Genomic DNA, 14142 nt, shown 5'->3' on the forward strand with positions numbered 1-14142 from the left:
GCTCTAATATTTTAAAAATTCACGATATACGTCTTGATAATACGCTTTGCCAATATTCAATAAGCTGTCTGTTTTGCCAGCAGGATATTCCTTGTTGGATCTGTAATTGATAATTCTGCCTACATTATCGAAAGAAACCGCCTGTTGTGGGGTAATCACACCAAAGGCATCCTTCGAATTGTAAAATGCAATTTGAGGCGTCGTCGGATTAAAAAGATCCCGGCTCCAATGATAACGATCTGTTGGGAGCTTCAATTGTGTCAATAAAGTCGCCGCCAAATCCGTTTGATTGCCGATTCTATTAAATATTTTCCCACGATATTCAGGTTTTATAACATCACCGAAAAAGATCAGCGGAATATGAAAGCGATTGGGGTGAAATAGTTCCCACCTTTCTGAAGGAAGGCGATGTCCATGATCAGCCACAATTACGAAAAGGGTATTTTTATACCAAGCTTCCTTTTTAGCTTTATTGATAAAATCAAAAACAGCTGAATCCGTATAATTTGCTGTACTTCGGAATTTATCCGCATTGGTAGCGTTGCCAAATTTATAGCCGTGTTTTAACTCAAATGGTTCGTGATTAATTAAGGTAAAGATCGTCGAAAAGAAAGGTTGTTTTTCTTTTCTAAAATCCTTGATCATCTGATTAAAGACCACATGGTCATATACACCCCATGAGGCACGTTCGGCATCCAATCCAAAATTGGCGTTATCCACCACCCTAGACATCCCATGCGTCAGCATATACGATTTAAAATTGTAAAACTCGCTCTGACCACCATGATAAAATGATGTTTCATAGCCGGCATGATCGAACTCCTGTCCAATGGCAGGCATATTTTCATGTTTGTCGATATACTTGATAATACTCTCGGGTCCTTGTGCCGGAAAACCGCTCAAAACCGCTACCATGCCCTTATCGGATCGATCAGCAGCAGAATAAATATGGTCAAACAAAATACCGCCTTTAATCAACTCTTCCATGTGTGGCGTAATTCCCTTTTCCCCGCCAAGAGACTGAATGAGATCGCCGACAAAACTTTCCAACATAATAATAACGACATTCGGACGAGTCGTTGACAATACCTCAACGGCAGAATCAGGTTGGCTTTGAAAGGCGGGTCGTAGCTTGTCCTGAATATCCTTCTGATCCGCGTAATAATTATAGGGGTTTTTCAGTTTGGTACTTTCGGCAAAGAAATCCCGTAAAAAAGACCATTGGGTATTAACCGCTGCATGATTATAAAACGTTTCCTCGGAATAATAGGCTTTACTAGGGTTTAGTGTCGCTCTCCCATAACCACCGCGGATAAACGTGAAAAGTACAAAGACTCCGATTGCCAGTTTGAAAAAATTACCTACAGGAGATTTGATATTGAAAAAAGAGACTTTTTTAAACATCCAACGGTACAGAAAATAACCACAGAATATACCGATCAACATCCCAACGATGGGGAGAAACACCGGCGTGGACTCAGCCGAAGCTACGGCTCCCGAAGGTGAGGCAAAAAATGCATCGATGGCACGTTTAGAAATTTTGTCACCCCATTCCCGGTAGATGTTAACATTGATAAAGCTTGTCACAAAGAACAATACCAGGACAATAATGGTATAGATATCCAGGATCAGCCGTTTGGGTTTCAGTTTTGGGAAAAAACTTAACATGCAATACACAAGAAACGGCAGCGCACATATATAGGAAACAGCAGAAAAATCCAGGTTCAAACCGTGGTAATAAATTCTGAAAATCTCCGTAAAATTCGAAAAACCTATTTTCTCAAAAAAAGCAGTAACAAAAATCAATCTATCTATAAAACAGATAATTAACCAGAACAGAAAATACTGTGTTAAAGCTCTAAGCTCATTAGCAAATCGTTGCATCCCTTCGTGTAAAAATAAAACAGGCAAATTTACATTAATTTACATGAAATACGGGCTAATTACTTAGTAATATGAAGAAAAGATTAAAAAAGTATAAATCCTGCATTATGCTTTACCCCACTGCAATAACCACCTCTTCTGCTTAGGAGAATCTTCAATAAACTTATTGCTTAGCCTTTATTCATAACTTCTTTTTGTTTGAGAACAAGATCAATGGATTACTAAGGAAAATAACATAGAATTCCTTACTTTTGTGTTCCTTAAAAGTTTGAATACAAAAATTTAAAATGAGCATAGCGAAAACTTACAATCCAAAAGAAGCTGAAGAAAAATGGTACAGCTATTGGAAAGCGAATGGATTTTTCCGTTCCACCCCGGACGAACGTGAACCTTACACGATTGTGATGCCTCCTCCGAATGTCACGGGAGTATTGCACATGGGGCATATGCTGAATAATACCATTCAAGACGTTTTGATTCGCCGCGCACGTATGCAGGGAAAAAACGCTTGTTGGGTACCGGGGACCGATCACGCCTCCATTGCCACTGAAGCTAAGGTCGTCGCTATGTTGAAAGAACAGGGAATTGACAAACGATCTTTATCGCGTGAAGATTTCTTAAAACATGCTTGGGAATGGAAGGAAAAATACGGTGGTATTATTCTAAAACAACTCGAAAAACTTGGCGCTTCCTGTGACTGGGATCGTACACGTTTTACCATGGATCCGGAGTTATATCAATCTGTTATCCGCGTATTCGTCGATCTTTATCATAAAGGATTGATTTATCGTGGTTACCGCATGGTCAACTGGGATCCTGAAGCAAAAACAAATATCTCAGACGAAGAGGTTATTTATAAAGAGAAAAACGGCAAATTATACCACCTGAAATATCAGGTTGAGGGAACAGATCAATATATTGTTGTGGCGACTACCCGTCCTGAAACCATCTTTGGTGACACAGCCGTGTGTATCAATCCCAATGATGAGCGCTACACCTGGTTAAAAGGAAAGCAAGTCATTGTGCCGATCGTTGGTAGAAAAGTGAACATCATTGAAGATGAATATGTCGATTTGGAGTTTGGTACAGGATGCCTTAAAGTTACTCCAGCGCACGATGTGAATGACTACGCACTAGGTAAAAAGCACAACCTGGAATTTGTCGACATCTTTACCGACGAAGCAAAACTAAACGACAATGGCCTGCATTACGCCGGTATGGATCGTTTTAAAGTCCGCAAGGAAATCGAGAAAGAGCTGGAGGAAAAAGGATTATTGGAGCAAGTTGAAAACTATACCAATAATGTTGGAACTTCAGAGCGAACAGGTGCTGTTATTGAGCCTAAAATCTCTAATCAGTGGTTCCTTAAAATGGAAGACTTGGCAAAACCTGCATTAGATAACGTCATGGACGATACCATTAAATTTCATCCGACGAAATTCAAAAATATTTACCGCAATTGGATGGAGAATGTTACCGACTGGAATATCTCAAGACAATTGTGGTGGGGGCACCAAATACCGGCTTATTTCTATGGCGATGGAAACGAAGACTTTGTGGTTGCACAAACGGTTGAAGAAGCCCTTGTTTTAGCGCAGGAAAAATCAGGTAATACAACGCTTCAATTGACCGATCTACGTCAAGATGAGGATGTGCTTGATACCTGGTTTTCAGCTTGGCTATGGCCAATTTCGGTTTTCAATGGCATCAACGAACCGGAAAATGCAGAAATCAACTACTATTACCCTACGCAAGATTTAGTCACTGCCCCAGACATCATTTTCTTTTGGGTAGCACGTATGATCGTTTCAGGATATGAATTCCGCGGACAATTGCCTTTTGAAAATGTTTATTTCACGGGTATTGTACGCGACAAACTGGGCCGTAAAATGTCTAAATCACTGGGCAACTCTCCTGATCCGATTGATTTAATGAATGAATATGGTGCAGATGCTACGCGGATGGGAATGTTATTGACTGCTCCAGCAGGTAATGACCTTCCTTTTGATGTAGAACTTTGTGTACAGGGCCGTAATTTTGCCAATAAGATCTGGAATGCATTCCGCTTGGTTAAAGGCTGGGAAATTACAGCTACTCCAGCTTCGGATTCAGATAAGATTTCGGCATCTTGGTTTGAAGCAAGGTTAAATCAAGCCTTGGTCGATATCGAAGAAAACTTCAAACACTATCGTTTATCAGATGCATTGATGACAACCTACAAATTGGTATGGGATGACTTCTGTGCCTGGTACCTTGAATTAGTGAAACCGGCTTATGGCTCCCCTATTTCTAGCGAAACCTTAGCAACAGTAAAATCTTTTTTCCAACGTATACTCACTTTAGTACATCCTTTCATGCCTTTCCTAACAGAAGAATTGTGGCATGACGAACTGTTCGGTGTGAAAGACGAGAAAGATTGCATTATCGTAGCCCCTTATCCTACAGCGAATGATTTTGATGAGCAGCTTATAAAAGATTTCGCTATCGCTCAACAGATTATTTCGGAAGTTCGGAATATTCGCAATTCTAAAGGTATCTCCCCTAAAGTTGCTTTACCATTAGCGATCAATCAACAATCGGACGTCAACCTGGAGCAATATATTGATATCATCACCAAGATTGCAAACTTGGAAGGCGTAACTTTTGTTTCTGAGAAAGTAGCTGGTGCCGCAAGTTTCCTTGCTGGCAAAGACGAATGTTATGTTACGTTGGAAAATAATATTGATGCGGATGCTGAACGTGAGCGTATCGAGAAAGAATTGGAATACCTAAAAGGCTTCCTTGTATCTGTAGACAAAAAGCTTTCCAATGAACGGTTTGTGCAAAATGCTAAACCTGAAATTGTTGAAAACGAAAAAAGTAAAAAGGCTGATGCCGAAGCGAAGATTAAAATTCTTCAAGAAAGCTTAACAGCATTAGGTTAACAGCTACGCTATAAATCTCGAAAAGTCCCGTGCAATGAACGGGACTTTTTTATGTTTAACGAGCGATCAAATTCGGTGATCATTCGGTGCTTGTTCGGTACTTCTTCGGAGCTCGTTCGGTGCTTCTTCGGTGCTTCTTCGGTTGCCAGCGAATAAGCTCCGTTAAATATCCGAAGTATATCCGATAAAAAAACGTATTAAGAGCGAATTTGATTGACAATTGTACCCCACGAAGAGCACGAGCTTTCACGAAAGAGCCCAACAGACGACTCAAGTAAATTTTGATCCGTCATGCACAGGCAATATATAGGACAAGGATATACGATAAAAACTTTTGAAACAAGAAGCAAAGCGCTTTGCCCTATTCCAAAATAACCCTACAGTTTATAATTAACCAAAGATCAACCATGCTGATAACTTTATATAAATTCCTGTAAAAAAATGAATAACTTTATAGGAGCGAACTTAAATTATATCATTATGGGATTCAAAGAGACATTTCAGATTAACGGTGAAAACCTTTTACAAAAGATCAAAGAAATCATTGCTGAGGGCAATGTGAGCAAAATCAGCATTTCGGACAAACATGGCAAAGAAATCATGAGCTTTCCAGTAACTGTTGGTGCCATAGGCTTGATCTTAGCACCTGTTTTTGCTGCAATCGGTGCTGTAGCCGCATTGCTTACAGAATGTACGATCACCGTAGAACGAAATACAAACAAGGAAGAAAAAGACAAAGAAGATAACAGCACTGATCCCCCTACAACGATAACCGTAAAATAATCAATTTAAAATTGACCGTTATGAAGATCTTTAAAAATATACTTTGTATTTTATTTGCCTTGCTATTCATCAATGCAGGGCTGGATAAACTTTTTCATTATATGCCTACGCCACCAATGGATATGGACATGAAAAAAGTATTTGAGGCTTTTGCCACGATCAAATGGCTAATGCCACTGGTTGGAATCATCGAACTCTTGGGCGGTTTATTGTTTATTTTCCCAAAAACGAGAACACTGGGTGCACTGGTCATCTTCCCCATACTCATTGGTATTTTTACCCACAACATGATTTTTTACAGCCAAATGGGACTAATTATTTGGGCTGTACTTTTCATTATTTGGCTATGGGTGGTATTCGAAAACTGGGGCAAGTATAAAAAACTGATGGAATAATTGCTTATATTCTTCTCCAAACGAATATCGAGCAGGATAATGCATCTATTAAATACCTATTACTTTGACAAATTGATAGGTATTTAATGTTTTTATTAACATAAAATTAAAAAACAAAAAACTTTGTACGACTAGAATGGTTTGGTCAATTATTTGATGTGTTTTTAGAACATTCCCACGATAAAATGATTTTATACAAGGGAAATGAAGAGCTGTCTAATATTTGCTAGCAAGTATAGTACATAAATTAAACTTGCATTTACACGCAAATTTACCTTAGTTTGCTGAAATCGTGGCGATATACGTTATATATCTGAAAACTTAGCAAACTTTTTTCCGTTTTAATTTTTATTAATAGATACTTAAATCAAATTATACGTTGAACAGATTTACCCGAATTGCTTTCAAAACAATATTGTGGATTATTGGAGTAATAATTGCGCTGGCTATTTTAATCGTATTTTTAATCAGAATACCCTCCGTTCAGAATTATATTGCTGGAAAAGTAACACACTATGTGGAAGGTAAGATCGGTACCCACGTTAAAATTGGCTACATTAATATTGATTTCCCTAAAAAACTGGTTTTAGAGGACATCTATTTAGCTGACCAAAGCAAGGATACCTTAGTAGCAGGAAAAAGCATAGCTGTCGATATCAACATGCTAAAACTTCTGAAAAATACCGTTGAAATTCAAAGCATTGAAGCAGAAGGAATCACCGCAAAAATCCGCCGTACATTGCCGGACAGTTCATTCAACTTTGATTATATTGTTAAAGCTTTCGCTTCTCAAAAGGAAAGCAAACCGACTGCAGACAGCAGTTCAGCCCTTCTATTTAACCTTGATAAGGTCAAATTTGATAAATTTCATATTGTCTATGCCGATGATGTTATTGGAACGAGTGCTGATGTTTACCTGAACAGCCTAAATACCAACGTCAAGAAGTTCGACCTCACAAAAAACATGGCTTTCAATCTGCCCAAAGTGAAGATAGATGGTCTGAGTGCCACAGTGAAACAATGGCGACCAGTTGTTGATGGCACGGCACCCACGGTCAAAGATTTTGGCATTACAGATAAAACGGCACAAGTAACCACCTTGCTTCCCGATGTCGGTATACAGATTGCTGACCTGACCAATATCTTAGTGCGCTATGAGGATCAATCCAGTCTGCTGAATACAAAATTTTATATCAAAAATCTTCATGCAGACATTAACAAGATCGACCTTAACAAAGAACTTGTCGATATTCAAACGATCAATCTTGACGGTTCAGACAATAATGTGCTCTTTGGAAAGATCCAGAAAAAAGTAAACACAGAAGCGAAAAACACCGCGGATACCACCAAAATAAACTGGGTTGTCTCAGCCAAAGAAATCCAAATCAACAATACAAGCTTAGCGTATAGAGACAACAATCAGGCCCGTATGAAAGGCTTTGATTACTTCAATATTAAGATCCCTGGAATGAAAACCAGTTTAAATGATCTTTACTATAGCGCCGATTCGATCAGCGGATCATTAAAAGAGCTTGTAGCCTCTGATCATTCCGGGTTTGTGATCAAGCAATTGAAAGGGGATTTTAAGTATACAAATACCGGCGCGGAGATCAAAAACCTGTACGCAGAAACACCACGTACCCTACTGCGTGATTACTTAAAAGTAACCTATCCATCTTTGGATATTATTGCCCAAAAGCCAGAGCTGATCTATGTCAATGCAACGATCAAAAAGAGCCACGTAGATATGCGCGACATCTACTATTTTGCTCCTTTTTTGGATACCATGCAGGTGATGAAACCATTGATGGACAAAAAGTTTAATATTGATGGTCGCGTTGTGGGTAAGGTAAATGATTTAAATATTCCGGCAATTGATTTCCAAACCCTGTCCAATACACGTGTCATTGCAAGTCTGCATTTAAAGGGTCTACCCAACGTCGATAAAATGTCAATGGATCTTAATTTAAAGAAATTGACCACAGGACGTTCGGATATCGAAAAGCTGGTTTCAAAAAAAATGCTTCCTAGCGGAATAGAGTTGCCCAATACGATCGGCCTTACCGGAACTTTTAATGGTGGGATGAATGCCTTTAACACCAATCTTTCGCTGGTAACAGAGAAAGGAACAGCCAAGTTCAATGGTAAAGTAGGCATGATAGGTCGCGATACAACCTATGATGCATTTGTGAGTATTCGTGATTTTGACATTGGTAAGATCATGAAAATGGACAGTACATTAGGCATACTTTCATTTGAGGGAAAAATCAAAGGTCATGGAACGGATCCGAAGAAACTTGTCGCCAATTTTGATGGCAAAGTAAATCGAATGGATGCGATGGGTTATCGTTATCAGAATATCGATATGAATCTCACTGCCGATAAAGGTGATATCAAAGCCTCTGTGGTTAGTCCCGACCCTAATATTCAATTGAAGTTAAATGCAACGGCCAACATGAAGTCCAAATATCCGCAGGTGGATTTTGAGCTTATGGTAGATACCATTAATCTTAAAAACTTAAAATTAATGGACGACGATCTCAAATACCACGGTAAACTTGTGGGCAATTTCAGTTCAGCCGATCCGAATTTTTTAAATGGGGAGGCACATATCACCAATTCATCCATTCTTTACAACGACGCATATTATACTTTAGACAGCATTTCACTTGTTGCAAAAGCCGATACCAGCCGCAATTTGCTGCTACTCAAATCAGACTTTTTGAATGCCCATTTGGTCGGAAAATACAAAATTTTAGAGTTGCAGAATGCCATTCAAGACATTTTACAGGTATACTACCAGCCGGGAAAAGGTGTTAAAGTTCCCAAATATGAGCCTCAGAATATTGAGTTTTCCGCCCAATTGACCAGGACTAAATTTGTAAAGGATTTTCTTCCAGAACTAACGGAAATGTCTGATATTACGTTGGATGGTATGTTCAATAGTCAGTCAAAAACTATTCTTGCGAAATTGGATGCCCCTAAAATCACCTATAGTGGCACCGAAATCAATAACATCACCTTGGATATTAATACCTTGGACAGTACACTTTACTACTCGGCCTTGATCAATAAAATCAAGGTGAGCAATATCGAACTGGTGAATACAGTCTTCAGTGGTAAAGTCATTCAAAACAATTTGGATTTTGGCCTTTGGATTAAAGACAAGAAAGAGAAAGAGCAGTATCATTTGGGCGCCAATATGCGCGTTGATAATGGAGCGTTTGTTTTTAGCCTACTTCAGGATGGCCTTATGCTGAACTACGACAAGTGGACGATAAATCCAAACAACGTGCTCAAATTTGGAAGCACGGGTATTCAGGCCAATGACTTTATCTTAAGTAATAAAGGACAAGAGCTGAGTATATCATCGCAGGATAGTGTGCTCAATTCGCCACTCAACATTGCCTTTAAAAATTTCCGCATTGAGACATTAAGTAAAATGCTTGAAAGTGAAACAGTCGATCTTGGCGGCGGGATTAATGGTCAGGCAACCATATCACGTTTGGAAAGTAGCCCTGTCTTTGTATCCGATCTGGTGATCGACAAATTCTATATTGGACAAGATACTGTCGGGAATGTCAACATAAAAGTTAACAATGAAAAGGAAAACACCTATAATGCGAATATCAGTATCAGTGAAAATGGCAACAATGTCGTATTAAGTGGTGATTTTATCAATCCTCCAAAGGGAGAAGCAACCCTGGATTTCACCTTGGATATTGCGCCACTCTCCATGCAGACAGTTCAGGCATTCAGTTTGGGTTATCTAAAAGACTCGAAAGGAAATCTTGAAGGCCAGTTAAAAATAACGGGATCACCATCCAAACCACTCATTAACGGCGATGTGAAGTTTAAAGATGCACAATTCAATATTGCTATGTTGAATGCACTTTTCAAAGCTAAAGATGAAACCATTCATCTGGATGAAAGGGGTATTACTTTCCCTAAATTTGCATTAGAAGACAAGAAAGGAAATATTGCCAAGGTAACAGGATCCATAGAAACCAAAACGTATACTGATTTTGATTTTAATCTCAATATCAATACGGACAATTTTGAGGTGCTCAATTCAACACAAAGCGACAACGATATGTTCTATGGTAAAATGTATCTTACCTCGAACCTTCGCATTCGGGGAAATCTTGATAAGCCTATCGTTGATGGTACAATCAAGGTATTAGATGATACCGATTTCACCTTTGTTATGCCAAACGAAGATCCCGGGATGGCCGATCGTAAAGGTGTTGTCGAATTTGTTGATAAGAGTGATACCACAAGAGCCAACGTATTTGCAAAATTAGATTCGATGACCGTAACCCGTCTGACGGGAATCGACGTAGATCTGAATCTTCAAACGGATAAAGATGCCAAATTTAAGATCCTCTTGGATGCCGGTTCACAGGATGCACTGAATATCCAAGGAGAAGCGGAACTGAACGCAGGCATTGATGCGAGCAGCAAAATTACCTTGTCAGGTACATTTACCGTAGACAAAGGGAGCTATTCATTCAGTTTTGGTCCCGTAAAAAAAGATTTTACATTCCGAAAAGGAAGTACGATCACCTGGAACGGAGATCCCTTGGATGCGCAGCTTAATATCACAGCGGCATACACAACCAAAGCTCCAACGCTGGAGCTTGTAGCGACGCAACTGGGATCAGAAAACGCTAATTTATACAAGCAACGTATTCCTTTCAATGTCTTGTTGAAGATTACAGACAAATTGTTCCAACCGCAACTGAATTTTGATATCGACTTGGACGAAAACAACTCCGTTGTTTCCCAAGATGTGATCAGCAAAGTAAATAACGCATTGACCACCTTGCGTGAAAATCCATCTGAACTTAACAAACAGGTCTTTTCACTCATCGTTTTAGGACGCTTTATGTCGACCAATCCATTTGAAAGTTTATCCGGTGGGGGCGGCACAGAAGCCATTGTCAGAAATAGCATCAGTTCATTCCTGAGCGGTCAATTGAACCGCCTTGCCTCCGAGCTTATCACCGGAGTAGAACTGGATTTCAACTTAACTTCGGAGGAAGATTATGCTACTGGAGCGGGCCAAACCCGAACAGATCTGAATATCGGTGTATCTAAAATGCTTTTAAATGATCGTCTAAAAATTACCGTTGGTTCTAATTTTGAGGTTGAAGGAAATACACGTCCGGGAGAAACCGCCAACAATATTGCTGGGGATATCCAATTGGATTATCAACTTTCGCAAGATGGCCGTTATTTTGCACGGGTATATCGTAAAAATCAATATCAGGTTACGCTCCAAGGCCAATATGTAGAAACAGGTATCGGATTTATCATCAATATGGATTACAACAGGTTCCGGGAAATCTGGATGAGTTCGAAAAAACTCAAAGCGTACTATGACACGAATAGCAAAGGTTTCAGAAAACGTTTTGATGTGGAACGTATGGAAACCGATTCAGTGTATCGTGATAGCGTACGCACAGTCATCAGAGATAGTTTGATGACCCATAGCCCTGAGTACAGAAAACGTATGGAGGAAAGAGAACAAGAGAAACGTAAACAACAGTTGGACTCCAGTAAAAACACGCCGAAAAGCGATAGTCCAAAATCAACTATAGATACCATCAGAACGACAGCTATAAAAAATGAAGATGAGGAAAGGAGTTATCATGCAAGCTAAACTAAAGTATATTGTTGGAATAGTTTCATGCGCTGCATTTCTAGCATCCTGTTCTTCAACCAAGAATCTGAAAGAAGGAGAAAGCTTATATGTTAAAGGCAACGTGATAATCGATTCGGACACCATCTCCAAGGAAAACAAGGAAAAGATTGCGACGCATTTAGAAGCGGCATTGATGCCCAAACCCAATAAACGTCTAGCTGGCGTACCATTCAAGTTGTACTTCAACAATATGGCCGGCGATTCTGTAGGGAATAATATCATTAAAAAATTTTTCAAGAAAATTGGTGAGAAACCGGTATTGTTGAGCGATGTCAATCGCGAGTACAATGAAAATCTACTGCGTAATCGTCTGGAGAATTTTGGTTTCTTTAATGCTGAAGTAAAATCCGACACTTTAGTTGAAAACAAAAAAGCAACGGTTAATTATACGGCCAAGCCAAATTTTATCTACCGAATAAGATCTGTTCAATTTGATATTGACAGCACCACACAGCTGGGTAAAGATATTCGTTCGAGCTCCGATCAAAGTCTCTTACAGGTGGGCAAAAATTATAGCCTTGATGTTATCCTAAATGAGCGTGACCGCATCGACAATGACCTCAAAAATAAAGGGTATTATTATTTCAGCCCTGATTACATCCTGGTTCAGGTAGACAGTTCACACCGGAACAACAAGGTCGACATGTATGTTACTGTAAAGAAGGAAACACCGGCACAGGCGAGGGTACCGTCAAAAATCAATAAAATCTACGTTTACCCGAACTACACGGAAACAAGCACCGGTTATCAGCGATCCACCCGTAACGCGGAACTATATGATAGCAGCTACTATTTTATAGACCGCCAGCATCTTTATAGAAAGCCTGTTATCGCGAATCATATCTTCTTCCACCCCGGCGACGTCTACAACCGTAATGCCCACAACCAAACCATCAGCCATCTGGTGAATCTCAATAGCTGGAAATTTGTCAAAAATAACTTTGTTGACAGCAAAGAAGTTCCCAATGCACTAGACGTCTACTACTACTTAACTCCATTGCCAAAAAAATCACTCCGTGTGGAACTTTTGGGAAAAATGGCTTCGGTATACAATGGTACAGAAGTTAATGTCAACTGGACTTTACGCAACGCATTTAAAGGCGCAGAGCAGTTAAGTTTTAATGTATTCGGTGGTTATGAAACCCAGACCGGTGGATCAGCTGACCTCAATTCGAGTTATTACCGTTACGGGATGGAGGCTACACTGACTTTCCCGCGGATATTGTCCCCTTTTGGAAGGATTTCTCCTACGCGACGTTTTATTCCGAAGACTTATGTCAAAGGCCGCTATGAATTTTTAAATCGCCGCAAAGCATATACCTTAAATTCCATCGCATTGGATTACGGTTATATCTGGCAGGAGTCTGAAGAGAAGCAGCACGATCTTGCGTTAATGGAGATTACCTATGTTCAGCCTAAAGGTATTTCTGAAAACTACCAAAAACAAATGGATACTATTCCGGCGTTAAGGCACGCAATAGATCCACAATTTACGATTGGCCCAAATTATAACTTCACGTTTCAAAATACGATGAAGCAGCATTTGAAAAATACATTTTATTTCAAAGGCAACCTGGACCTCTCGGGGAATATACTCGGTTTGATAAAAGGAGCTGATTTCAATAAAGGGAAAACGTTCAAATTGTTCGATGCTTATTTCTCCCAATATATCAAGATCAGTGGCGATGGCAGACACTATCTCAAATTGTCGGAGAATTCGCAGCTTGCTTCTCGGGTCAGTTTAGGATTAAGCTATTCCTATGGTAACTCTCGGTCACTTCCCTATTTAAAACAATATTATGTGGGTGGACCTAACAGTATCCGTGCATTTGGTGCTCGTGCAATTGGACCAGGAACAGTTGCCCCTGAAAAATTAAGCAACGGCCTCTTCTATGCCGACCAGACCGGTGATATCAAATTGGAACTTAACACAGAATACAGAGCTAAATTAGCAGGCTTTGTTCATTGGGCAGCATTCATTGATGCCGGGAACGTGTGGTTGCAACGGGATGATGTCAACAAGCCGGGTGGTAAGTTCAGCAAGAACTTTTTAAATGAATTAGCCGTCGGCGGTGGAGCTGGATTACGCTTCGACTTTACGTTTTTGATCATTCGTACAGATATGTCCATACCTTTCCGCATTCCCTATCTTCCAAAAGGAGAACGTTGGGTATTTAAGGATATCGACTTTGGAAGTTCAAAATGGAGAAAGGATAATTTGATGTTCAACCTAGCCATCGGCTATCCGTTCTAGGATTTCAAATTTGATTTTACACGATAGAAATAACAGGCTTGAACGAATTTCAGGCCTGTTATTTTTTTTTGCTATTTTATAAAAGTCATCGATTTTGGAGGGGTCTATTTCTTATGTCAAAAAACAAGTTATTCCCGCTAAATACATTGATTTACTGACAATAATTGATTAAATTCAAGAATTATTTAATAATCC

Annotated in this window: 6 protein-coding genes; 5 read left to right on the forward strand and 1 reads right to left on the reverse strand. The window is 39.5% G+C overall.

The features are described 5' to 3' along the window. Positions 1-3: 3 nt before the first annotated feature. Positions 4-1668, reverse strand: coding sequence for an LTA synthase family protein (locus tag IQ31_RS13905; protein WP_232475612.1), 1665 nt, complete (start codon positions 1666-1668; stop codon positions 4-6). A gap of 503 nt (positions 1669-2171) precedes the next feature. Between IQ31_RS13905 and IQ31_RS13910 the strand changes: the two genes are divergently transcribed. From IQ31_RS13910 to tamL, 5 genes are all read left to right on the forward strand, one after another. After that, the gene (locus IQ31_RS13910; protein WP_145328334.1) at positions 2172-4808 is read left to right on the forward strand and encodes a valine--tRNA ligase; all 2637 of its coding nucleotides are present in this window, start codon (positions 2172-2174) and stop codon (positions 4806-4808) included. Positions 4809-5249: 441 nt separating this feature from the next. Next, positions 5250-5591 (forward strand): DUF4342 domain-containing protein, encoded by a 342-nt coding sequence (locus IQ31_RS13915; RefSeq protein WP_232475613.1) that lies wholly within the window; start codon positions 5250-5252, stop codon positions 5589-5591. Positions 5592-5611: 20 nt separating this feature from the next. Next, positions 5612-5986, forward strand: a complete 375-nt coding sequence (locus IQ31_RS13920) for a DoxX family protein (RefSeq protein ID WP_075994106.1) — start codon at positions 5612-5614, stop codon at positions 5984-5986. 379 nt (positions 5987-6365) lie between these two features. Continuing rightward, positions 6366-11651 (forward strand): translocation/assembly module TamB domain-containing protein, encoded by a 5286-nt coding sequence (locus IQ31_RS13925; protein ID WP_145328335.1) that lies wholly within the window; start codon positions 6366-6368, stop codon positions 11649-11651. Continuing rightward, positions 11623-13947, forward strand: coding sequence for a translocation and assembly module lipoprotein TamL (tamL, locus tag IQ31_RS13930; RefSeq protein ID WP_244294493.1), 2325 nt, complete (start codon positions 11623-11625; stop codon positions 13945-13947). Before IQ31_RS13925 ends, tamL begins: the two co-directional genes overlap by 29 nt. Positions 13948-14142: the final 195 nt, after the last annotated feature.

Source organism: Sphingobacterium siyangense, from assembly GCF_007830445.1.
GTDB lineage: Bacteria > Bacteroidota > Bacteroidia > Sphingobacteriales > Sphingobacteriaceae > Sphingobacterium > Sphingobacterium siyangense.

Excerpts from the sequence above, each read along its gene's own strand:
- IQ31_RS13910 (WP_145328334.1), top strand. The coding sequence starts at position 2,172 with ATGAGCATAGCGAAAACTTACAATCCAAAAGAAGCTGAAGAAAAATGG.
- tamL (WP_244294493.1), top strand. The coding sequence starts at position 11,623 with ATGAGGAAAGGAGTTATCATGCAAGCTAAACTAAAGTATATTGTTGGA.
- IQ31_RS13905 (WP_232475612.1), bottom strand. The coding sequence starts at position 1,668 with ATGTTAAGTTTTTTCCCAAAACTGAAACCCAAACGGCTGATCCTGGAT.
- IQ31_RS13920 (WP_075994106.1), top strand. The coding sequence starts at position 5,612 with ATGAAGATCTTTAAAAATATACTTTGTATTTTATTTGCCTTGCTATTC.
- IQ31_RS13915 (WP_232475613.1), top strand. The coding sequence starts at position 5,250 with ATGAATAACTTTATAGGAGCGAACTTAAATTATATCATTATGGGATTC.